We start from the raw sequence: 21062 nt of genomic DNA on the forward strand, positions 1-21062 counted from the left end.
TGGGTCAGCGACATAGATGTCGACTGATTAGCCGCTATCGCGGGCAAGCCCGCTCCCACACTGTTTTGTGGCGTACTTTGGATCAGACCAGGATCGAGGTCCCGGTCATCTCCTTCGGTTGCTCCAGCCCCATCAGTTTCAGCATGGTCGGCGCCACATCCGCCAGCACGCCACCTTCACGCACTTTCAGGTCACGTTTGCCGACATAGATGAACGGTACCGGCTCGGTGGTGTGTGCTGTGTGAGCCTGACCAGTGGATTCGTCGGACATCTGTTCGCAGTTGCCATGGTCGGCGGTGATCAGCGCTTCGCCGCCGACTTTTTCCAGCGCGTCGACGATGCGGCCAACACATTTATCCAGGCATTCCACGGCCTTGACCGCCGCTTCCAGGTTGCCGCTGTGGCCAACCATGTCGCCGTTGGCGTAGTTGACGACGATCACGTCATAACGCTGGTGATCAATGGCGTCGACGATCTTGTCGGTCACTTCCGGTGCGCTCATTTCCGGCTGCAAGTCGTAGGTAGCGACTTTTGGCGACGGGATCAGGATGCGCTCTTCGCCGGGGAACGGCTCTTCGCGGCCACCGGAGAAGAAGAACGTCACGTGGGCGTATTTCTCGGTTTCGGCGATGCGCAGTTGGGTCTTGCCGTTCTTGGACAGGTAGTCGCCCAGCACGTTCTCCAGGCTGCCCGGGGCGAATGCCGACGGGGCCGGGATGTTGGCGGCGTATTGAGTGAGCATGACGAACTCGACCTTCGGCTGGCGCGCGCGTTCGAAGTCCTTGAAGCCTTCATCGACGAACACATGGCTCAGTTCACGGGCGCGGTCGGCGCGGAAGTTCATGAACACCACGGCGTCGCCGTCTTCGACCTTCACCGGTTCGCCGATGGTGGTGGCTTTGACGAATTCATCGCTTTCACCTCGGGCGTAGGCCGCTTCCAGGCCTTCCTGGGCGGTGGCTGCGTTGAATTCGGCCTGGCCGTCGACGATCAGGTTGTACGCCTGGGCGACACGGTCCCAGCGGTTGTCGCGGTCCATGGCGAAGTAACGGCCCACCAGGCTGGCGATACGGCCCTTGCCCAGAGCGGCGAAGGTGGTATCCAGCAGTTCGATGGAGGATTGCGCGCTTTTAGGCGGCGTGTCGCGGCCGTCGAGGAAGGCGTGCAGATAGATTTTGTCAGCGCCGCGCTTGAACGCCAGTTCGGCCATGGCGACCAAGTGATCCTGATGGCTGTGTACGCCGCCGTCCGACAACAGGCCCATGAAGTGCACGGCCTTGCCCGCGGCAACGGCTTTATCGACCGCGGCGCAGATGGTCGGGTTCTCGAAGAACTCGCCATCGCGGATCGCCTTGGTGACACGAGTGAAGTCCTGGTACACCACTCGTCCGGCACCGAGGTTCATGTGGCCGACTTCCGAGTTGCCCATCTGGCCGTCCGGCAGGCCCACGTCCATGCCGGAACCTGAGATCAGGCCGTTGGGCACGGTGGCGGTCAGGCGGTCCAGTACCGGCTTGTTGGCCGAGTACACCGCGTTGTCGTGGTGGCTTTCACTGTGTCCGAAGCCATCGAGAATTATCAGGACCAAAGGTTTAGGCGTGGTAGTCATAGATCCTCTCGCGGCGCTAATAAAGGAAGACAATTGAAAAGGGAGTGGCAGTTTAAAGCGAAGTTCCAACCACGTCACCGCTTTACGGGGGTTGGCCCCCCCTGGCGGCTGTGTATACTTACCGCCATTTTAACGCCCTGGAACCTCCTTGATGGTTGATCACCTGATTGCATTTGCCACTGCCCACTACCTGCTTGTGGGCGCCTTCGTCATCCTGCTGGCGCTGCTGATCGCTCACGAACTGAGCCGCGGTGGTCGCAGCCTGAGCACGTCGGAGCTGACCGCGCTGGTCAACAAGGATGAGGCCGTCGTCGTCGATATTCGCCCGGCCAAGGATTATGCCGCCGGCCATATCGTTGGCGCCCTGAACATTCCTCAGGACAAGCTGATTGCGCGTCTGGGCGAACTGGAAAAGCACAAGGCCAAGACCATCATCCTGGTCGATGCCCAGGGCCAGCACTCCGGCACCCACGCCCGTGAGATGCTCAAGTCCGGCTTCACCGCCGCCAAGCTGTCGGGTGGTATCAGCAGCTGGCGTGGCGATAACCTGCCGTTGGTGAAGTGATATGAGCCAGGTTGTCGTGTATTCCAGCGATTATTGCCCTTATTGCATGCGGGCCAAGGCCTTGCTTGAGAAAAAGGGTGTTGCCTTTGAAGAGATCAAGGTCGATGGCAAGCCCCAGGTGCGCGCCGAAATGGCCCAGAAGGCTGGCCGCACGTCGGTCCCGCAGATCTGGATCGGCACCCGGCATATCGGTGGTTGCGACGACCTGTTCGCTCTGGAGCGCGCCGGTAAACTTGATGCGCTGCTGTCCGCCTGACGCCTAAACCCTCAAGAACCCAAGATAAAGAAGGATCTGCGATGACTGATCAACAGAACACCGAAGCAGCAGAAGCTCAAGGCCCACAGTTCTCGCTGCAGCGGATCTACGTGCGCGACCTGTCGTTCGAAGCGCCAAAAAGCCCGGCCATCTTCCGTCAGGAGTGGACCCCAAGCGTTGCGCTGGACCTGAACACCCGTCAGAAATCCCTGGAAGGTGACTTCCACGAAGTCGTGCTGACCCTGTCGGTCACCGTCAAGAATGGTGAAGAAGTCGCTTTCATCGCTGAAGTGCAACAGGCCGGTATCTTCCTGATCCAGGGCCTGGACGAGGCGTCCATGAGCCACACCCTGGGCGCGTTCTGCCCGAACATCCTGTTCCCGTATGCCCGTGAGACCTTGGACAGCCTGGTCACCCGTGGTTCGTTCCCGGCCCTGATGCTGGCCCCGGTGAACTTCGATGCCCTGTACGCCCAAGAGCTGCAGCGCATGCAACAGGAAGGCGCGCCAACCGTTCAGTAATTTGCTGAGCGATGCCGTTCTAAAATGTGGGAGCGGGCTTGTGTGGGAGCTGGCTTGCCTGCGATAGCATCACTGCGGTGTGACTGACACACCGAGGTGCCTGCATCGCGGGCAAGCCCGGCTCCCACACAAGCCCGCTCCCACATTTGTTATGCGGTGTTATTTAAAGCCCAGTTGGCGCCAGCCTTCATAGACGGCAACGGCTACGGTGTTCGACAGGTTCAGGCTGCGGCAGCCTTCACGCATCGGCAAGCGCAGGCGATGGCCATCGGGCAATGCGTCAAGCACCTCGGCCGGCAGGCCTCGGCTCTCCGGGCCGAACAGGAACGCGTCGCCCTCGGCAAAGCTGGCATCATGAAACGGCCGCGAGCCCTTGGTGGTGAACGCGAACAGCCGAGGGTGGCCCAGGCTCTCCAGGCAACTGGCGAGGTCGGCATGGCGCTTGAGGGTGGCGTACTCGTGGTAGTCCAGCCCGGCGCGGCGCAGGCGCTTGTCGTCCATGTCAAAGCCCAGCGGCTCGATCAAATGCAGGTGGCAGCCACTGTTGGCGCACAGCCTGATAACGTTGCCGGTATTCGGCGGAATTTCTGGTTGAAAAAGGATGACGTGAAACATGCACGGCTCCGAAGGCAAAGATGCGCTGCATTCTACCCCCGAAGACGACCCGAGACCGAAGCTATTGCCGAGGGTGTTGGGCTCATTGGCGATTGTCGGCTTGATGATTGGCTTGATGCTCGGTCGCTTGACCACCCCCGAGCCGCTTGAGCTGCAACAGGTAGAACCTGCGGCGGATGGTTTGGTGGTGTGGTTCAACGACGAACCCAAGCTGCACGGCGAGCATATCGACGGCACCGTGGCGTTGCTGTTTGACGCCCAGGGCAAGGCTGCCAGCGGGCAGCTCAAGGTCAATGACAAGGACGTGAATTGGCGCATACGCAAGACCGATGCTGGCCTGCTGCTGAACCTGGTGGCGGCTCGGCCGTTGCGTGGGGAGTGGAGCGGTGCAGAGGTCGATGGCCGCTGGCGGCTGGAGATCCATCTCCAAGAGCAATAAAAGAGGGAGTTCCCGGCCTGCCTGTACCAGGGCTCCCAAAACGGGGTGAAGCCTGAGGCTTCGGTGTTAAAGGGGGGATTCTCGGCCTGCCTGTACCAAGGTCCCCGAAACTGGGTGGTACTGGGGTTATAGCAGGGGGCGTGCCAAAACTTGCAATTGCTGCTGGAAAAAAATGCCAAAAAGCGCAAAGCCCCGGAATACGGGGCTTTGTTTGTTTCTACTGCCAAGAAATTTGTAGCAAAAGCGATAGGCGAGTTTTCTGGTCTGTGCTCAATGCCGGTTCATCGTGCATTGAAGCGGTGCACAGTCTGCAGGCACAAAACCAATGTGGGAGCTGGCTTGCCTGCGATGACGGCGTGTCAGCCCTATACTGGGTGACCGACACACCGTCATCGCGGGCAAGCCCGGCTCCCACACGGGGCCTTCAGCGGTCTTGGGGTTCAGGCTTCATCACCCTCGTCATCATCCCCACCATCCACCTTCATCCCCAATTCCTTGATCTTGCGCGTCAGGGTATTGCGCCCCCAACCCAGCAGCACGGCGGCATCACGGCGGCGGCCGGCGGTGTGTTTGAGCGCGGTCTCGATCATGATCCGCTCGAACGCTGGCACGGCGCTGTCCAGCAGGTTCGACTGGCCGCGTGCCAAGGCCTGGTCGGCCCATTGGCGCAGCGCCTGTTCCCAGTTGGTCACGGGAGCCGAGTCCTGCGGCAGGCTCAGCAGCTCCGGCGGCAGGTCGCTGATGTGCACTTCGCGCCCGGAGGCCATTACGGTGATCCAGCGGCAGGTGTTCTCCAGCTGGCGCACGTTGCCGGGCCACGGCAGATTCTTGAGGTATTCCTCGGTCTCGCTTTTGAGCAGCTTGGGCTCCACCGCCAGCTCCAGGGCGGCGCGGCTGAGGAAATGGCGGGCGAGGGTAGGGATATCTTCGCGGCGGTCCGACATGCGCGGAATGTGGATGCGGATCACGTTGAGGCGGTGGAACAAGTCCTCACGGAATTTACCCGCATGCACCAGTGTTTCCAGGTTCTGGTGGGTGGCCGCGATGATGCGCACATCCACCTTCACCGGCGTATGCCCGCCCACACGATAGAACTCGCCGTCAGCCAGCACGCGCAGCAAGCGAGTCTGGGTGTCGGCCGGCATGTCGCCGATTTCATCAAGGAACAGTGTGCCGCCGTCCGCCTGTTCAAAGCGTCCGCGACGCAGGTTGGCTGCCCCGGTGAACGCGCCTTTTTCATGGCCGAACAACTCGGACTCCATCAAATCCTTGGGAATCGCCGCCATATTCAGTGCGATAAACGGCGAGGCCGCCCGAGGGCTGTGGCGGTGCAGGGCGTGGGCCACCAGTTCTTTACCGGTCCCCGATTCGCCGTTGATCAGCACGGTGATGTTGGAATGGCTCAAGCGCCCGATGGCGCGAAACACTTCCTGCATCGCCGGCGCTTCCCCGATGATTTCCGGAGTACGGGTCAGGGTCGGCGGCGCTTCCTGGTTCTGTTGTTCCTGGGCGTGCTGGTTGGCGCGTTTGACCAGCGCTACCGCCTCATCCACGTCAAATGGCTTGGGCAGGTATTCAAAGGCGCCGCCCTGATAGGACGCGACAGCGCTGTCCAGGTCCGAGTGGGCGGTCATGATGATCACCGGCAAGCGCGGGTGCTGCTCGCGAATGCGCGCCAGCAAGTCCAGGCCACTGGCCCCAGGCATGCGGATATCGGAAATGATCACGTCCGGTTGCTGACGTGCCAGGCGGCTCATCACCCCATCGGCGCTGTCGAAGCTCTGGGTGGTCATGCCTTCTTGTTGCAAGGCTTTTTCGAGGACCCAGCGGATAGAACGGTCGTCGTCGACGATCCAGACAGTTTCACTACGGCTCATGTCGTGGGGGCTCCTTGTTCCAATGGCAGGAAGATCGAGAACGTGGTGTGGCCGGGGTGGCTCTCACATTCGATCAGGCCCTGGTGCTGGCTGATGATGTTCTGGGTAATGGCCAGGCCCAGCCCGGTACCGTCCGGGCGGCCGCTGACCATGGGAAAAAAGATGGTTTCCTGCAGCTCCGCAGGAATGCCGGGGCCGTTGTCGATGATCTCGACCTTGGTCACCAGGCGATGGCGCACATGGCCGATGGTGAACTGGCGCAGGGCGCGGGTGCGCAAACTGATGCGGCCCAGGCGCAGCTCGTTCTGGCTGCTGATGGCCTGCATGGCGTTGCGCACGATGTTGAGCACCGCCTGGATCATCTGCTCGCGGTCGATCAACACGTCGGGAATGCTTGGGTCGTAGTCGCGCACCAAGGTGATGCAACCTTGGCTTTCGGCCTCGACCAATTGGCAGACGCGCTCCAGCACCTCATGCACGTTGGTCATCGCCAGGGACGGCAGCTTGTTGGAGCCGAGCATACGGTCTACCAGGTTACGCAGACGGTCGGCTTCTTCGATGATGACGTTGGTGTAGTCCTTGAGGTGCTCGTCCGGCAGCTCGCGGGACAACAACTGTGCCGCGCCGCGAATGCCGCCCAACGGGTTCTTGATCTCATGGGCGAGGCCGCGCACCAGCATCTTGCTGGTTTCTTGCTTGGACAGCTGTGCTTCCTCCTTGGTGATACGCAGCAGGCGGTCGCGGGGGTGGACTTCGAGCAGCAACAGGGTCGCGCCATTGCTCAGGATTGGGGTTACGGCGTAGTCGACGGTCAACGTTTGCCCGGTCAGCGCGGTGAGCATCGCTTCGCGCTTGGTGAACGGGTGTGCCTGCTCCACGGCCTGGCGCAACGAGCTCAAGGCTTCGGCCGACTCGGTGAACAATTCGCTGATGAACTGCCCATGGCTGCGCTGGCCGCTGATCGCCAGGAGCATCTCCGCCGCCGGGTTCATGTACTCAAGGCGCAGGTCGGCATTGAGCAGGATGGTCGCGGTGGTCAGGTTGTCGAGTAACAAACGGTGCAGTGCATCGCTGATGGTCATCGGGACCTCTTTTGGAGCAAGGCGCGGGCTTGAGGCACACGCTGATACAAGGAAAATGCAAAAACCAAACCAAGGCTCCGAAAAGAAGCGCTAATGCCCTGAAATAAGGGGTTCAGGCGCGAAACTGTGGCGTTCTGCCAGCCTCAACGGGAAGTTTCGAACCAAAATGGGCTGGGCAATTGAGAAGGGTGCAGGCTATCGCACCAATATAGTGCGGTTTTGTGAAGGTTGTTCAGCCACTGAAGATTGAAGGCAAATCGCAGTCAGTGTGGGAGCTGGCTTGCCTGCGATAGCTGTGGTGCATTCAACACCGTTATCGCAGGCAAGCCAGCTCCCACATTTTTAATTGGATTTGCAGTCCTTTTAACCTTTATAGATGCAAAGCTCGGCGGTGGCGCGGATCATCGCCAGCTGGCGCAGCGGATCATTCAGCGGTTCGTGCACGGCCTCGGCCAGCCATTGGGGGCATTTGGGGTCTGTGCGCAGGGGCGTGAAGTCAGCCAACTGCTGCAGCAGCCTTTTTTGCAGCGCGTCCAATTGCGGGCGAATCTGCTGGACCAGGTCCGGGCGCGGGTCGTCGGGCGCTTTGCCCTGGAACTGCCAGTCGGACAGGTGGGTATATTGCACCAGTTTGTTGGCTTCGATCTGGGCGGCGAAGAACTGCTCGGCAGCGGCCGGGTCCAGCTTGTAGCTCGGCGCCTGGGCAGTGACGCTGGCGATCACCTCTTGTTCGCGCTTCTCGTCCTCCACGGGCTTGTGGCTGTCCCACTTGCTCAGTGCTACCTGGTCGGCAATCTCAAGGCGTTCGGCGATGCTGTTGAGCAGGGGTTCGAGCGTAGGCGGCGCAGCGCTCGCACTGGCACTGATGAACAGCAGGGCAAATACAAGTCGATATCTCAAAGGTGATCTCCTGTAGGAGCGGGCTTGCCCGCGATGGCGGTGTGTCAGTGATACAGCAGGTGGCCGGCAGTGCGCTATCGCAGGCAAGCCAGCTCCCACACTTTGATTGGGTTTGCAGAGTTGGCGTAGCGTAACGCCCAGGCAAAAAAAAGACCTCCCGAAGGAGGTCTTTTTCATCACGCTGCCTCAAGCAGCGCTACCGGATCAGCAGCTGTAGTACAGCTCGTATTCCAGTGGGTGTACGAAGGTGCGTACTTTGATTTCTTCTTCGCTTTTCAGGGCGATGTAAGCGTCGATGAAGTCGTCGCTGAAAACGCCGCCTTTGGTCAGGAACGCACGGCCCTTGTCCAGCTCTTCCAGGGCTTCTTTCAGGCTGCCGCACACTTGTGGGATCTCTTTGGCCTCTTCAGGCGGCAGGTCGTACAAGTTTTTGTCGGCGGCGTCGCCAGGGTGGATCTTGTTCTGGATACCGTCCAGGCCGGCCATCATCAGGGCGGCGAAGGCCAGGTAAGGGTTGGCAGCCGGGTCTGGGAAGCGCGCTTCGATACGACGGCCTTTAGGGCTGTTGACGTAAGGAATACGGATCGAGGCGGAGCGGTTGCGTGCCGAGTAGGCTAGCATCACCGGCGCTTCAAAACCTGGGACCAGACGCTTGTAGGAGTTGGTCGACGGGTTGGTGAAGCCGTTCAGGGCCTTGCCGTGCTTGATGATGCCGCCGATGAAGTACAGGGCGGTATCGGACAGGCCGGCATAGCCTTCGCCAGCGAAGGTGTTCTTGCCGTCTTTGGAAATCGATACGTGAACGTGCATGCCTGAGCCGTTATCGCCGTACAGCGGCTTAGGCATGAAGGTAGCGGTGCGGCCATAGGCATCGGCAACGTTGTGCACGCAGTATTTCAGAGTTTGAACTTCGTCAGCCTTCTTCACCAGCGTGTTGAATTTCACGCCGATTTCGTTCTGGCCGGCAGTCGCCACTTCGTGGTGGTGAACTTCAACGGTCTGGCCCATTTCTTCCAGTGCGTTGCACATGGAGGTACGGATTTCATGGTCGAAGTCGAACGGTGGTACTGGGAAGTAGCCGCCTTTCACGCCTGGACGGTGGCCTTTGTTGCCGCCTTCCACGTCCTGGTCGGACATCCACGAACCTTGCTCGGAGAAAATCTTGAACATGGAGCCGGAGATGTCGGATTTGAACTTCACCGAGTCGAAGATGAAGAACTCTGGCTCAGGGCCGAAGAATGCGGTGTCGCCGATACCGGTGGACTTCAGGTATTCCTCGGCACGGTGGGCGATGGCGCGTGGGTCGCGGTCATAGCCTTGCATGGTCGAAGGCTCGATGATGTCGCACACCAGGATCAGGGTTGGCTCTTCGGTGAACGGGTCGAGTACGGCGGTGCTGTCGTCTGGCAGCAGGATCATGTCGGAGGCTTCGATGCCTTTCCAGCCGGCGATGGAGGAACCGTCGAACATCTTGCCGACTTCGAAGAAGTCATCTTCCAGCGCATCGCGAGCCGGCATGGTCACGTGGTGCTGAGTGCCTTTTGTGTCCGTGAAGCGCAGATCAATCCATTTAACGTCATGATCTTTGATGAGTTGAACCGACTTCGACATGGTGTCCTCCGGGTGGCTTCGGGCTTGGGTAGTGGAGTTAGCCCTTAGAATTTGGGTGATGCCGGCGCGGATACTCCGCCAAGGCAACCTGCCTCACAAGAGAGCAAATTGCATGCCAGTGCGCCAACATGGCCGTTCTGCCTCAAAATAGCCCCTATAACGGTGCAATCGGCAAAAACGGCATAAATCGCGCACTGCAATGTAGCGTTTATTTGTGTAAATGACCCGTTTTGGTGCATTGCGTAGGCAATGCATATTAACTGGTTAAACCTTGAGCGATTTCCGCTATAATCCGCGCCCCCCTTTTTCAGCAGGCCCGGCGCGCGCTGTTTCCATGAAATTAATCGTTAAAGTCTTCCCCGAGATCACCATCAAAAGCCGACCGGTACGGACGCGTTTCATCCGTCAGTTGGCCAAGAACATCCGTGCCGTGCTCCGTGACCTGGACCCGGCTGTGGTGGTGAACGGCGTGTGGGACAACCTCGAGCTGGAAACCCGCATTACCGACGCCAAAGCCTTGAAGGACATGACCGAGCGCCTGAGCTGCATGCCGGGCATCGCGCATTTCCTGCAGGTGGATGAGTACCCGCTGGGCGACTTCGACGACATCACCGAAAAGTGCAAGCAGCACTACGGCAATGCGCTTGAAGGCAAGATTTTTTCGGTGCGTTGCAAGCGTGCCGGCAAGCACCCGTTCAGCTCCATGGATGTCGAGAAATACGTCGGCAGCAAGCTGCGTCGCGAGTGCGGTGCCGCTGGAATTTCCCTCAAAGCGCCGCAAATTGAAGTGCGCATGGAAATTCGCGACCAACGGTTGTTCGTGATCCACAGCCAGCACAACAGCATCGGCGGCTACCCGCTGGGTGCCCTGGAACAGACCCTGGTATTGATGTCCGGCGGTTTCGATTCCACGGTGGCGGCCTACCAGATCATGCGTCGCGGCCTGATGAGCCATTTCTGCTTCTTCAACCTGGGCGGGCGTGCACACGAATTGGGCGTGATGGAAGTCGCGCACTTTATCTGGAAGAAATACGGCAGCTCCCAGCGCGTGCTATTTGTAAGCGTACCGTTCGAGGAAGTGCTGGGCGAAATTCTCGGCAAAGTCGATAACAGTCATATGGGCGTAGTATTGAAGCGTATGATGTTGCGCGCTGCGTCCCGAATCGCCGATCAATTGCAGATCGACGCCCTGGTGACCGGCGAAGCGATTTCCCAGGTTTCCAGCCAGACGCTGCCGAACCTGTCGATCATTGATTGCGTGACCGAGAAGCTGGTGCTGCGCCCGCTGATCGCCAGCCACAAGCAGGACATCATCGACCTGGCCGAGCAAATCGGCACCGCCGACTTTGCCAAGCATATGCCTGAATACTGCGGGGTCATTTCGGTGAACCCCAAGACCCACGCCAAGCGTCACCGCGTGGAGCATGAAGAAAAAGAATTCGACATGGCGATTCTGGAGCGTGCGCTCGAGAACGCCAAGCTGGTGCCAATCGATCGAGTGATCGACGAATTGGGCCAGGATGTGCAGATCGAAGAAGTCAGCGAAGCCCTGGCCGGCCAGATCATCATCGACATCCGTCACCCGGATGCCGCCGACGACGAGCCGCTGGAGATTCCTGGCATCGACGTACAAACGCTGCCGTTCTATGCATTGAACGCGCGTTTCAAGGAACTGGATGACAGCCGTCAGTACCTGCTGTATTGCGACAAAGGCGTGATGAGTCGCCTGCATGCCCACCATTTGCTCAGTGAGGGGCATGCCAATGTGCGCGTTTATCGACCGAGCTAAGAGCCCGGGGCTGTTTGCCTGTGGCCTGCGTCACCGGCCCCCCGACTCTGCCGTCAAGCTGTAACGGCAAGGCCTGACTCTACTGTTAATCGCTGCCACGACCTGTCAGCACACCGAATCCTCTGATCGAGATACACAAGTGATCGAAAATCTACGTAACATCGCCATCATTGCTCACGTTGACCATGGTAAAACCACCCTGGTAGACAAACTCCTGCGTCAATCCGGCACCCTGGAGCGCAACGAGCTCAACGACGAGCGCGTGATGGACTCCAACGACCAGGAAAAAGAGCGCGGTATTACCATCCTGGCTAAAAACACCGCTATCAACTGGAACGGCTACCACATCAACATCGTGGATACCCCGGGCCACGCCGACTTCGGCGGCGAAGTAGAACGCGTAATGTCGATGGTTGACTCCGTTCTGCTGCTGGTTGACGCTCAAGACGGCCCTATGCCGCAAACCCGTTTCGTGACCAAGAAGGCTTTCGAAGCCGGCCTGCGTCCGATCGTGTGCATCAACAAGGTTGACCGTCCAGGCGCGCGTCCGGACTGGGTTCTGGACCAGATCTTCGACCTGTTCGACAACCTGGGTGCTACCGAAGAACAGCTGGACTTCCAAGTCATCTACGCCTCGGCCCTGAACGGTATTGCTGGTCTTGACCACACCGACATGGCTGAAGACATGACCCCGCTGTACCAGTCGATCGTCGACAACGTACCAGCACCGAAAGTCGACCGTGAAGGCCCGTTCCAGATGCAAATCTCGGCACTGGACTACAACAGCTTCCTGGGTGTTATCGGCGTTGGCCGTATCGCTCGTGGTAGCGTCAAGCCGAACACCCCGGTTGTTGCTATCGGCGCTGACGGCAAGAAGCGTAACGGTCGTATCCTGAAGCTGATGGGTCACCACGGCCTGCACCGCATCGACGTTGAAGAAGCTTTCGCTGGCGACATCGTATGCGTGAGCGGTATGGACTCGCTGTTCATCTCCGACACCCTGTGCCAGCCGGACAACGTCGAGGCGATGAAGCCTCTGACCGTTGACGAGCCAACCGTTTCCATGACCTTCCAGGTAAACGACTCGCCTTTCTGCGGTAAAGAAGGCAAGTTCGTGACCTCCCGTAACATCAAGGAGCGTCTGGACAAAGAGCTGCTGTACAACGTTGCTCTGCGCGTTGAAGAAGGCGACTCGGCTGACAAGTTCAAGGTCTCCGGCCGTGGTGAGCTGCACCTCTCGGTACTGATCGAAACCATGCGTCGCGAAGGCTTCGAAATGGGTGTTGGTCGTCCGGAAGTGATCATCCGTCAGGTTGACGGCGTGAAGCAGGAACCGTTCGAAAACGTCACCATTGACACCCCTGAAGAATCCCAGGGCAAGGTCATGGAAGAGATGGGCCTGCGTAAGGGCGACCTGACCAACATGGTGCCGGATGGCAAAGGCCGTGTGCGTCTGGAATACAACATCCCTGCTCGTGGTCTGATCGGTTTCCGTAACCAGTTCCTGACCCTGACCAACGGTGCTGGCATCCTGACCTCGATCTTCGATCGCTACGACACCATGAAGTCCGGCGACATGTCCGGCCGTCAGAACGGTGTTCTGGTATCGGTAGAAACCGGCAAGGCGCTGACCTACTCCCTGGAAACCCTCCAGGCGCGTGGCAAGCTGTTCGTTGAACACGGTCAAGAGATCTACAACGGCCAGATCGTTGGTCTGAACAGCCGTGACAACGACATGGGCGTCAACCCAACCAAAGGCAAGAAGCTCGACAACATGCGTGCTTCGGGCAAAGACGAAACCATCGCTCTGGTTCCACCTGTTCGCTTCACCCTGGAACAGGCCCTGGAATTCATCCAGGACGACGAGCTGTGCGAAGTCACGCCTAAGTCGATCCGCCTGCGTAAGAAGATCCTGGACGAAGGCGAGCGTACCCGCGCTGCCAAGAAAGCCAAGAACTGAGTTAACTCAGGCTGAATGAAAAACGCCCCCGGTCGAAAGGCCGGGGGCGTTTTTTTATGCCTGCAGGTTTTGTGGTGACTGTGCCGTTGTGATCGTTCCCACGCTCCGCGTCCTGCTTTCAAGAGCGGACGCAGAGCGTCCACAGCTGCATTCCCACGCAGAGCGTGGGAACGATCAAAAACTTAGAACTTGTCGAGGGTCTTGAAGTTGGTCTCGCGCACCACTTCCTTGGGCTTATACGCGCAATACCCCGGCCGCGGCCCGATTTTCGGATGGTTGCGGCACGTATCCGGGCGTTTGTCATAAATAGTGCAAAAGCGCGTCTTACGATCCAGGTACAGGCAGTCGTTGTTGCTCATGCGCTGCAGGGTAAAAATTTCGGACTTGTTGTTGTACCGCTCGACGATGCCTTCTTTCTGCAAACGCTTGGCGATGTTCTTCGGCGGATCGCCGCGCTCGAACTCATCGACGATGCCAATGCGGATCAGGTCCTTGATCTTCACCTCAACCGGTAGGGTGCAGCAGCTGGACACGCAGCCGCCGCACATGTGGGCGGAATATTTCTGCCAGGTCTCTAAACGGTCGAGTTCCGCGGCGGCGATCAGTTGAGGCTTCATCAGGGTTCCAGGGTGGGGCGGTATACGGGCGCGGGATCATACCGGGATTGGTGGTTTTTTGAACAATATTTTGCAGGTTTCAGCTCAAAGGTTTGGCCACTGCCTGATCGGGCACGACCCCTGCATCAAATTCAGTCCATGGCGAATGAGTTAAAAAACTGCCGAACCAGCACGTCTACCGTCTGTCAGACCGACTAGGCTCTAGCAACTCCTTCAATCTCGCCCGAGGTCGCACCGATGTCTCAGGAACCGCTTGCACGAGAAGCAGAGGTAGCCGCATTCCGCGATGCTGTCTTGACCAAACTCACCTACGCGGTGGGCAAGGACCCGGATCACGCCTTCGATCATGACTGGTTCGAAGCCATTGCCCTGGCCGCCCGCGACCAGATGGTCGACCACTGGATGGACCACACGCGGCGTATTTATCGCAAAGGCCAGAAGCGTGTTTATTACCTGTCCCTAGAATTTCTCATCGGCCGCTTGCTCTACGACAGCCTGAGCAACCTGGGTGTGCTGGAGATCGCTCGCGAAGCGCTGTCGGAGCTGGGCGTGGATCTGGAGCGCATCCGCCTGCTGGAGCCCGACGCGGCGCTCGGCAACGGTGGTCTGGGCCGTCTGGCGGCGTGCTTTATGGAAAGCATGTCGACGCTGGGCATTGCGGGCCACGGTTACGGCATTCGTTATGAACACGGCTTGTTCCGCCAGGCCATTGTCGACGGTTGGCAGCAGGAGCAGACCGAACGCTGGCTGGATTTCGGCAACCCTTGGGAATTCGAGCGCGCCGAGGTGATTTACCCGATCGGGTTTGGCGGGAGCGTTGAAACCATTGCGGACGCCTCCGGCAAGATGATCCAGGTGTGGTCGCCCAACGAAACCGTACGTGCCGTGGCCTATGACACGCCGGTCGTCGGCTGGCGCGGGGCCAGCGTCAACACCCTGCGCCTCTGGCGTGCACGGGCCGTAGAAGACCTGCACCTGGAGCGCTTTAATGCCGGTGACCATTTGGGCGCCGTCGCCGAAGTGGCCCGCGCCGAAAGCATCTCCCGAGTGCTTTACCCGGCCGACAGCACCGAAGCAGGGCAGGAACTGCGCCTGCGCCAGGAATATTTCTTCGTCTCCGCGTCCCTGCAGGATTTGCTGCGCCGCCACAAGAACATGCACGGTTCGGTATTGAGCCTGGGCGAGCACGCCGCCATCCAACTCAACGACACCCACCCGTCCATCGCCGTGGCCGAGTTGATGCGCCAGCTGGTCGATTTGCATGACATTCCCTGGGAAGCCGCGTGGGATGTCACCGTCGAGACCCTTTCGTATACCAACCACACCCTGCTGCCCGAAGCGCTGGAAACCTGGCCGGTAGGTTTGATGGAACGCATGCTGCCCCGGCATATGCAGATCATCTACCTGATCAACGCCCAGCATATCGACTCGCTGCGTGCCAAAGGCATCCACGACTTCGATGTTTTGCGCGCTGTGTCGCTGATCGAAGAAGACAACGGCCGCCGCGTGCGCATGGGCAACCTGGCGTTCCTGGGCTCCCATAGCGTCAACGGCGTGTCCGGTTTGCATACCCAGCTGATGCGCAGCACGGTGTTCTCCGAACTGCACAAGCTCTACCCCGAACGCATCAATAACAAAACCAACGGCATTACCTTCCGTCGCTGGCTGTATCAGGCCAACCCCAAGTTGACCGATATGCTGGTGGAAGCGCTGGGCCCGGATATTCTCGACCAGCCCGAGCAGCGTCTTATCGAGTTGGAACCCTTTGCCGAGAAACCGGCCTTTCGCAAAGCATTTGCTGAGCAGCGCCTGCACAGCAAGCGCGCCCTGGCGCAGATCATCCATGAGCGCCTGGGCATTGCGATCAACCCGGCGGCGATGTTCGACGTGCAGGTCAAGCGCATCCACGAATACAAGCGCCAACTGCTCAACCTGCTGCACACCGTGGCGCTGTACCAGGCGATCCGTGCCGAGCCGGGCATCGACTGGGTGCCTCGGGTCAAGATCTTTGCCGGCAAGGCGGCAGCCAGCTACCACCAGGCCAAGCTGATCATCAAGCTGACCAACGACATCGCCCGCACCGTCAACAACGACCCGACCGTGCGCGGCCTGCTCAAGGTGGTGTTCCTGCCCAACTACAACGTCAGCCTGGCGGAAAGCATCATTCCGGCAGCGGATTTGTCGGAGCAGATTTCCACCGCCGGTTTCGAAGCGTCCGGCACCAGCAACATGAAGTTCGGCCTCAACGGCGCGCTGACCATCGGCACCATGGACGGCGCCAACGTTGAGATGCACGAGCGTGTCGGCGCCGAGCACATGTTTATCTTTGGCCTCAGTGCCCAGCAGGTGGAGGCCCGCAAACACGCCGGCGAGTTCAACGCCGGGCCGGATATCGCTGCCTCCCATCGTTTGAATGATGTGCTGCAAGCGATCCGTGGCGGGGTGTTTTCGCCGGACGACCCGGGCCGCTATGTGGGCCTGATCGATGGGCTGATCGACTACGACCGGTTCCTGGTGTGTGCCGACTTTGACGCCTACTGGGACGCCCAGGCGCGGGTCGAGGCGCATTGGCACGACTCCAAGGCCTGGTGGCGCTCGGCCGTGCTCAACACAGCGCGCATGGGCTGGTTCAGCTCGGACCGCACCATCCGCGAATATGCCACCGAGATCTGGAAAGCCCTCGACTGACGGCCGCGGTTAAAAATGTGGGAGGGGGCTTGCCCCCGATAGCGGTTGATCAGTCACTCATGCATTGACTGAATGACCGCAATCGGGGGCAAGCCCCCTCCCACATCAAGCCTGGTCGTGAACTCTATTGGCGTTAAATCCTCTGATTAGAGGAAATCAGCCTCGACTCGCGCTAAACTGCGCGGGTTTTCAGCCCCCCATTCTCCGGAGCCGTCCATGTCCCGCGTTACCTTGAGTCGCTATTTGATCGAGCAGACCCGCAGCAACAACACGCCTGCCGATCTGCGCTTCCTTATCGAAGTGGTGGCGCGTGCTTGCAAGGAAATCAGCCACGCCGTTTCCAAAGGCGCACTGGGCGGTGTCCTGGGCAGCATGGGCACTGAAAACGTGCAGGGCGAAGTGCAGAAGAAACTGGACGTTCTGTCCAACGAAATCCTGCTCGAAGCCAACGAATGGGGTGGCCACCTGGCCGGCATGGCGTCCGAAGAAATGGACAATGCCTACCAGATCCCAGGCAAATACCCGAAGGGCGCATACCTGCTGGTATTCGACCCACTGGACGGTTCGTCCAACATCGACATTAACGCACCGGTCGGCACCATCTTCTCGGTGCTGCGTTGCCCCAACGAATACCTGAGCCAGAACGAAGCCCTGAACGAAAAGGCCTTCCTGCAACCAGGCACCGAGCAGGTTGCTGCCGGCTACGCGATCTACGGCCCACAGACCATGCTGGTGCTGACCCTTGGCGACGGCGTCAAAGGCTTCACCCTGGACCGTGAAATGGGCAGCTTCGTACTCACCCACGAAGACATTTCGATTCCTGCTTCTACCCAGGAATTTGCCATCAACATGTCCAACCAGCGCCACTGGGAAGAACCGGTGAAGCGCTACGTCAACGAGCTGATGGAAGGCGAAGAAGGCCCGTTGAAGAAGAACTTCAACATGCGCTGGGTAGCCGCGATGGTTGCCGACGTGCACCGCATCCTGACCCGTGGTGGCCTGTTCATGTACCCACGCGATAGCCGCGAGCCGTCCAAGCCAGGCAAGCTGCGCCTGATGTACGAAGCCAACCCGATGTCGTTTTTGGTTGAACAGGCAGGCGGTGCGTCTACCGACGGCCACCAGCGCATCCTCGACATCCAGCCTGAAGGCCTGCACCAGCGTGTGGCGGTGTTCCTGGGTTCGAAGGAAGAAGTTGAGCGCGTGACGGCTTATCACAAGAAGTAAGAGCTTGCGGTAACAAAAAAGCCCCGAAATGCGCTCAGCGCTTCGGGGCTTTTGTTTTTATTGAATAAGGTTTTTCAGCAGCAACGCCTGCAGGTTTTTCCGAGTGTCGGCGATGATGTGGACGTAAATGATCGGGTCTCGAATTTCGTAGATGATCCGATTCATGCCACAGACAACCTGTCGATATTGGCTGAGATTCAACTTCTCGATCTCTTGCGGTATCGAGCCAGCATAGGGTTGAGACTCAAGCAGTCGCATGGCCTGTTTCATCGCGTCGTAGGACTGCTGCCAGGTCGATGTCGAGAACTGCCGGATGAGGTATGACTTGATATCTTTAAGGTCGCGTTTTGCCGAGTGAAGAATCACAACCTTGAATGTCATTGAGCGTCGTCCTTGTCCAGCTCGGCGAACACGTCCTCCATGTCTTGAAACTGCCCCAATTCAATCTGCCGGTTGCCCAGGGCCAATAGCTTTAACAAGGCCATGGTTTCTGCCTGCTCCTCAAAACTCTTCACATCCATCACCACCAGCTTCGCTTCGCCATTTTGGGTGATGACCAGGGGTTCGCGGCTTTCCGTGAGTGTTTTGACGATCTCGGCGGTATGACTTTTCAAGTAGCTGATCGGCTTTATCTGCGAAGAAAATTTCATGGGATGACCCCTGCTCAAGGTGTGACTGATTTTAGTCTTAATTTGGTCTTTGCTAGACAGCAACTGATGAAAGGCGGTGATTTTTCACTCGAAAACACGGTTCAAGGGGCCAGTTCACATAAAAAATAAATAGCACCCCCCATCGGGAACCAGACACCCCTTTTCCCTTCTAAGCTTCTGGCAGATACCCCAGCTGCTTTGTCTCTCCAGGAGCTTTTCCATGTCTATACGCCGTCTCGCCCTGCTGGCTTTTTGCGTGCTCTTAGCCGCTTGCAGCAAGGTCACCCAAGAAAACTACCAAAAGCTCTCAGCCGGCATGGCCAAGGCCGAGGTGGAGTCGTTGCTGGGCAAGCCAACCGATTGTTCCGGCGCACTGGGCATGTCCAGCTGCACCTGGGGCGATAAAAACAGCTTTATCAGCGTGCAGTACGCCGGTGACAAAGTTCTGATGTTTTCCGGGCAAGGCCTGAAGTAAACCGGGGCGCGAGCCTGCGGGAGAAGAAGAATGATGCGTTTTGTTTTGTTCCTTTGCGCCAGCCTGTTTTTGGCGGGCTGCGCCAGCCATTCTGGCGATGATCTGCAACCCAAGACTGCGAGCAACGTCAACCTCAAGCGTTACCAGGGCACCTGGTATGAGTTGGCCCGGTTGCCGATGTACTTTCAGCGCAACTGTGCGCAATCCGAAGCCCGCTATACCTTGCTGCCTGATGGTGACATGTCGGTGTTCAACCGCTGCCTGACGCCTGAGTGGAAGTGGCAAGAGGCCAAAGGCACGGCTACGCCGCAGGTACCAGGCAAGACCGACAAGCTGTGGGTGGAATTCAATAACTGGTTTACATCACTGTTGCCGGGCGTTGCCAAGGGCGACTACTGGGTGCTGTATGTCAGCGATGACTACAAGACCGCCATCGTCGGCAGCCCGAGCCGGCGCTATATGTGGATCCTGTCGCGCACGCCGACGGTGAGTGCCGATACCCGCGAAGACCTGCTGAGCAGGGCGCGACAGCAAGGGTATGACACCACGCGGCTGATCTGGCGTACGTCGGACAAGCAGATGGCAAAGTCCTCTCAGTAATCCTGAGTACTCTCAACCCAATGTGGGAGCTGGCTTGCCTGCGATACAGGCACCTCGGTGCATCAGTTGCACCGGGTTGATGCTATCGCAGGCAAGCCAGCTCCCACAGTTGTCATGGGTTGGCCGTTAGTTCAGCAAGTCCTTCAGCACTTGGGTGAATGCCCGGCTGCTGTCTTCTTCGCCAGCATGATGCCCATCTCGCACCACCCACTTGCCATTGACCAGTACATCGCGCACTTGCCGATCACCACCGGCAAATAGCCAGCGGTTGAGAATCCCATCCTCACTGGCCGTCGCCAGGTACGGGTCGCTACCGTCCAGCACTATCCAGTCCGCACGCTTGCCCACTTGCAGTCGACCAATCGGCTGGCCCAGCGCTTGTGCGCCACCGTCCAGCGCAGCATCGAACAGCGTGCGACCCACCATCGGTTGGTCACTGCGATACAACCGATTACGCCGTTGATCGCGCAGGCGCTGGCCGTATTCCAGCCAACGCAGTTCTTCCACCACGCTCAGTGACACATGGCTGTCGGAACCAATGCCCATGCGGCCGCCCTGGGCGAGGAAGTCCACCGCAGGAAAAATCCCATCGCCCAGGTTGGCCTCCGTGGTCAGGCACAAACCGGCAATCGCTCGGCTGTTGGCCATGCGTGTCACTTCGTCGGCATCGGCATGGGTGGCGTGCACCAGGCACCAGCGCTCATCCACCTCGACATTGTCATACAGCCATTGCAACGGGCGCTTGCCGCTCCAGGCCAAGCAGTCGTCGACTTCTTTTTGCTGTTCGGCGATGTGGATATGCACCGGGCAGCTCTTGTCACTGGCGGCCAGCACGGTATGGATTTGTTCGGGGGTGACGGCGCGCAGGGAGTGGAAGCACAGACCCAGTTGCTGCGCCGGTTGTGCCGCCAGAATGGGCTGCAGGCGCGCTTGCAAGTCCAGGTAGTGTTCCGTGCTGTTGATAAACCGTCGCTGGCCTTCATTCGGCGCTTGGCCACCAAAGCCCGCGTGGGTGTAGAGCACCGGCAGCAAGGTCAGGCCGATCCCGCTGCTGGCGGCCGCCTGGCTGATCTGGCGGGACAGTTCCGTACGGTCGGCATAGGGCTGGCCGCTGAGATCGTGGTGCACGTAATGGAACTCGGCCACCGAGGTGTAGCCGGCCTTGAGCATTTCGATATACAGCTGGCGGGCGATGATCTGTAACTGCTCGGGGTTGATCTTGCCGACCATGCGGTACATCAAGTCGCGCCAGGTCCAGAAGCTGTCATTGGGGTTGCCGGCCACTTCGGCCAAGCCCGCCATGGCGCGCTGGAAGGCATGGGAATGCAGGTTCGGCATGCCCGCCAACACCGGGCCCCTGAGCCGCTCCGCACCTTCTGCACTGGCGTTGGGCTCAACCTTTGTCAGCAGGCCATCGGTGCTGACTTCAAGACGTACATCATTGGCCCATCCATTAGGCAGCAGTGCGCGTTCGGCAAAGAAAGCGGACATGATCAAGGCACCCCGGTCGTGTGTTTATTTGTATATACATATACAGACGTTTGCCTGCTCGGTAAACTCCGGCAATCTATGCATCTTTTT

Annotated in this window: 20 protein-coding genes; 10 read left to right on the forward strand and 10 right to left on the reverse strand. The window is 59.0% G+C overall.

The features are described from left to right. Window positions 1-82: 82 nt before the first annotated feature. The gene (gene gpmI / locus GH769_RS26655; RefSeq protein ID WP_032901810.1) at window positions 83-1609 is read right to left on the reverse strand and encodes a 2,3-bisphosphoglycerate-independent phosphoglycerate mutase; all 1527 of its coding nucleotides are present in this window, start codon (window positions 1607-1609) and stop codon (window positions 83-85) included. Window positions 1610-1760: 151 nt separating this feature from the next. Here gpmI and GH769_RS26660 point away from each other — a divergent pair, with 151 nt between their 5' ends. From GH769_RS26660 to secB, 3 genes are read left to right on the forward strand one after another with little or no spacing between them, the layout of a single operon-like run. Further along, window positions 1761-2174 carry a rhodanese-like domain-containing protein gene (locus GH769_RS26660; RefSeq protein WP_032901811.1) on the forward strand — a complete coding sequence of 138 codons (414 nt, stop codon included), beginning with the start codon at window positions 1761-1763 and terminating at the stop codon, window positions 2172-2174. A 1-nt stretch (window position 2175) separates the two neighbouring features. Further along, window positions 2176-2430, forward strand: coding sequence for a glutaredoxin 3 (grxC, locus tag GH769_RS26665; protein ID WP_032901812.1), 255 nt, complete (start codon window positions 2176-2178; stop codon window positions 2428-2430). Between the two features lie 41 nt (window positions 2431-2471). Continuing rightward, window positions 2472-2951 carry a protein-export chaperone SecB gene (gene secB, locus GH769_RS26670; RefSeq protein ID WP_032894017.1) on the forward strand — a complete coding sequence of 160 codons (480 nt, stop codon included), beginning with the start codon at window positions 2472-2474 and terminating at the stop codon, window positions 2949-2951. 159 nt (window positions 2952-3110) lie between these two features. On the opposite strand, the gene GH769_RS26675 is transcribed toward secB, so the two are convergent. Continuing rightward, a complete protein-coding gene (locus tag GH769_RS26675) occupies window positions 3111-3566 on the reverse strand; it encodes a tRNA (cytidine(34)-2'-O)-methyltransferase (protein ID WP_003171120.1) in 456 nt (151 codons plus the stop codon). Here GH769_RS26675 and GH769_RS26680 point away from each other — a divergent pair. After that, window positions 3565-4005, forward strand: coding sequence for a hypothetical protein (locus GH769_RS26680; RefSeq protein ID WP_032901813.1), 441 nt, complete (start codon window positions 3565-3567; stop codon window positions 4003-4005). The genes GH769_RS26675 and GH769_RS26680 overlap by 2 nt on opposite strands. A 440-nt stretch (window positions 4006-4445) precedes the next feature. On the opposite strand, the gene ntrC is transcribed toward GH769_RS26680, so the two are convergent. The 4 genes from ntrC to glnA all read right to left on the reverse strand — a co-directional run bounded on the left by ntrC (window position 4446) and on the right by glnA (window position 9475). Next, the gene (gene ntrC, locus GH769_RS26685) at window positions 4446-5882 is read right to left on the reverse strand and encodes a nitrogen regulation protein NR(I) (protein ID WP_003187806.1); all 1437 of its coding nucleotides are present in this window, start codon (window positions 5880-5882) and stop codon (window positions 4446-4448) included. Next, a complete protein-coding gene (gene glnL / locus GH769_RS26690; protein WP_014716523.1) occupies window positions 5879-6964 on the reverse strand; it encodes a nitrogen regulation protein NR(II) in 1086 nt (361 codons plus the stop codon). Before glnL ends, ntrC begins: the two co-directional genes overlap by 4 nt. 363 nt (window positions 6965-7327) lie before the next feature. Then, on the reverse strand, window positions 7328-7864 hold the full coding sequence (locus tag GH769_RS26695) for a chorismate mutase (RefSeq protein WP_020302393.1): 537 nt from the start codon (window positions 7862-7864) through the stop codon (window positions 7328-7330). Window positions 7865-8068: 204 nt separating this feature from the next. Further along, window positions 8069-9475 carry a type I glutamate--ammonia ligase gene (glnA, locus tag GH769_RS26700; protein ID WP_003187811.1) on the reverse strand — a complete coding sequence of 469 codons (1407 nt, stop codon included), beginning with the start codon at window positions 9473-9475 and terminating at the stop codon, window positions 8069-8071. A gap of 334 nt (window positions 9476-9809) precedes the next feature. Here glnA and thiI point away from each other — a divergent pair, with 334 nt between their 5' ends. Further along, the gene (gene thiI / locus GH769_RS26705; protein WP_014716525.1) at window positions 9810-11264 is read left to right on the forward strand and encodes a tRNA uracil 4-sulfurtransferase ThiI; all 1455 of its coding nucleotides are present in this window, start codon (window positions 9810-9812) and stop codon (window positions 11262-11264) included. Window positions 11265-11403: 139 nt separating this feature from the next. Then, entirely contained in the window at window positions 11404-13224 is a 1821-nt protein-coding gene (gene typA, locus GH769_RS26710; protein ID WP_014716526.1) for a translational GTPase TypA, read from the forward strand. Between the two features lie 182 nt (window positions 13225-13406). Here the strand turns inward: typA and GH769_RS26720 are convergent, their stop codons facing one another. Next, window positions 13407-13841 (reverse strand): YkgJ family cysteine cluster protein, encoded by a 435-nt coding sequence (locus GH769_RS26720; RefSeq protein WP_003187815.1) that lies wholly within the window; start codon window positions 13839-13841, stop codon window positions 13407-13409. 237 nt (window positions 13842-14078) lie between these two features. Here GH769_RS26720 and GH769_RS26725 point away from each other — a divergent pair, with 237 nt between their 5' ends. Beyond that, window positions 14079-16529: a glycogen/starch/alpha-glucan phosphorylase gene (locus tag GH769_RS26725; RefSeq protein ID WP_020302392.1), complete on the forward strand. Its 2451-nt coding sequence runs from the start codon at window positions 14079-14081 to the stop codon at window positions 16527-16529. 216 nt (window positions 16530-16745) lie between these two features. Continuing rightward, window positions 16746-17756, forward strand: coding sequence for a class 1 fructose-bisphosphatase (locus GH769_RS26730; protein ID WP_003187818.1), 1011 nt, complete (start codon window positions 16746-16748; stop codon window positions 17754-17756). A gap of 57 nt (window positions 17757-17813) precedes the next feature. Here GH769_RS26730 and GH769_RS26735 read toward each other — a convergent pair whose 3' ends face one another. Together GH769_RS26735 and GH769_RS26740 are read right to left on the reverse strand one after the other, a co-directional pair. Beyond that, window positions 17814-18137: a type II toxin-antitoxin system RelE/ParE family toxin gene (locus GH769_RS26735; protein ID WP_014716528.1), complete on the reverse strand. Its 324-nt coding sequence runs from the start codon at window positions 18135-18137 to the stop codon at window positions 17814-17816. Next, window positions 18134-18406 (reverse strand): type II toxin-antitoxin system Phd/YefM family antitoxin, encoded by a 273-nt coding sequence (locus GH769_RS26740; protein WP_003171142.1) that lies wholly within the window; start codon window positions 18404-18406, stop codon window positions 18134-18136. The genes GH769_RS26735 and GH769_RS26740 overlap by 4 nt, the downstream gene beginning before the upstream one ends. A gap of 220 nt (window positions 18407-18626) precedes the next feature. Between GH769_RS26740 and GH769_RS26745 the strand changes: the two genes are divergently transcribed. Then, window positions 18627-18881 (forward strand): hypothetical protein, encoded by a 255-nt coding sequence (locus GH769_RS26745; protein ID WP_003187823.1) that lies wholly within the window; start codon window positions 18627-18629, stop codon window positions 18879-18881. A 30-nt stretch (window positions 18882-18911) separates the two neighbouring features. Continuing rightward, complete coding sequence (locus GH769_RS26750) at window positions 18912-19481, forward strand: lipocalin family protein (protein ID WP_014716529.1); 570 nt, start codon at window positions 18912-18914, stop codon at window positions 19479-19481. A gap of 126 nt (window positions 19482-19607) precedes the next feature. Here GH769_RS26750 and GH769_RS26755 read toward each other — a convergent pair whose 3' ends face one another. Continuing rightward, window positions 19608-20972 (reverse strand): formimidoylglutamate deiminase, encoded by a 1365-nt coding sequence (locus GH769_RS26755; protein WP_032901814.1) that lies wholly within the window; start codon window positions 20970-20972, stop codon window positions 19608-19610. Window positions 20973-21062 lie beyond the last annotated feature (90 nt).

The sequence above is a fragment of the Pseudomonas sp. CFSAN084952 genome, assembly GCF_009648855.1.
GTDB lineage: Bacteria > Pseudomonadota > Gammaproteobacteria > Pseudomonadales > Pseudomonadaceae > Aquipseudomonas > Aquipseudomonas paracarnis.

Excerpts from the sequence above, each read along its gene's own strand:
- gpmI (WP_032901810.1), bottom strand. The coding sequence starts at position 1,609 with ATGACTACCACGCCTAAACCTTTGGTCCTGATAATTCTCGATGGCTTC.
- GH769_RS26660 (WP_032901811.1), top strand. The coding sequence starts at position 1,761 with ATGGTTGATCACCTGATTGCATTTGCCACTGCCCACTACCTGCTTGTG.
- grxC (WP_032901812.1), top strand. The coding sequence starts at position 2,176 with ATGAGCCAGGTTGTCGTGTATTCCAGCGATTATTGCCCTTATTGCATG.
- secB (WP_032894017.1), top strand. The coding sequence starts at position 2,472 with ATGACTGATCAACAGAACACCGAAGCAGCAGAAGCTCAAGGCCCACAG.
- GH769_RS26680 (WP_032901813.1), top strand. The coding sequence starts at position 3,565 with ATGCACGGCTCCGAAGGCAAAGATGCGCTGCATTCTACCCCCGAAGAC.
- GH769_RS26675 (WP_003171120.1), bottom strand. The coding sequence starts at position 3,566 with ATGTTTCACGTCATCCTTTTTCAACCAGAAATTCCGCCGAATACCGGC.
- ntrC (WP_003187806.1), bottom strand. The coding sequence starts at position 5,882 with ATGAGCCGTAGTGAAACTGTCTGGATCGTCGACGACGACCGTTCTATC.
- glnL (WP_014716523.1), bottom strand. The coding sequence starts at position 6,964 with ATGACCATCAGCGATGCACTGCACCGTTTGTTACTCGACAACCTGACC.
- glnA (WP_003187811.1), bottom strand. The coding sequence starts at position 9,475 with ATGTCGAAGTCGGTTCAACTCATCAAAGATCATGACGTTAAATGGATT.
- thiI (WP_014716525.1), top strand. The coding sequence starts at position 9,810 with ATGAAATTAATCGTTAAAGTCTTCCCCGAGATCACCATCAAAAGCCGA.
- GH769_RS26720 (WP_003187815.1), bottom strand. The coding sequence starts at position 13,841 with ATGAAGCCTCAACTGATCGCCGCCGCGGAACTCGACCGTTTAGAGACC.
- GH769_RS26725 (WP_020302392.1), top strand. The coding sequence starts at position 14,079 with ATGTCTCAGGAACCGCTTGCACGAGAAGCAGAGGTAGCCGCATTCCGC.
- GH769_RS26730 (WP_003187818.1), top strand. The coding sequence starts at position 16,746 with ATGTCCCGCGTTACCTTGAGTCGCTATTTGATCGAGCAGACCCGCAGC.
- GH769_RS26735 (WP_014716528.1), bottom strand. The coding sequence starts at position 18,137 with ATGACATTCAAGGTTGTGATTCTTCACTCGGCAAAACGCGACCTTAAA.
- GH769_RS26740 (WP_003171142.1), bottom strand. The coding sequence starts at position 18,406 with ATGAAATTTTCTTCGCAGATAAAGCCGATCAGCTACTTGAAAAGTCAT.
- GH769_RS26745 (WP_003187823.1), top strand. The coding sequence starts at position 18,627 with ATGTCTATACGCCGTCTCGCCCTGCTGGCTTTTTGCGTGCTCTTAGCC.
- GH769_RS26750 (WP_014716529.1), top strand. The coding sequence starts at position 18,912 with ATGATGCGTTTTGTTTTGTTCCTTTGCGCCAGCCTGTTTTTGGCGGGC.
- GH769_RS26755 (WP_032901814.1), bottom strand. The coding sequence starts at position 20,972 with ATGTCCGCTTTCTTTGCCGAACGCGCACTGCTGCCTAATGGATGGGCC.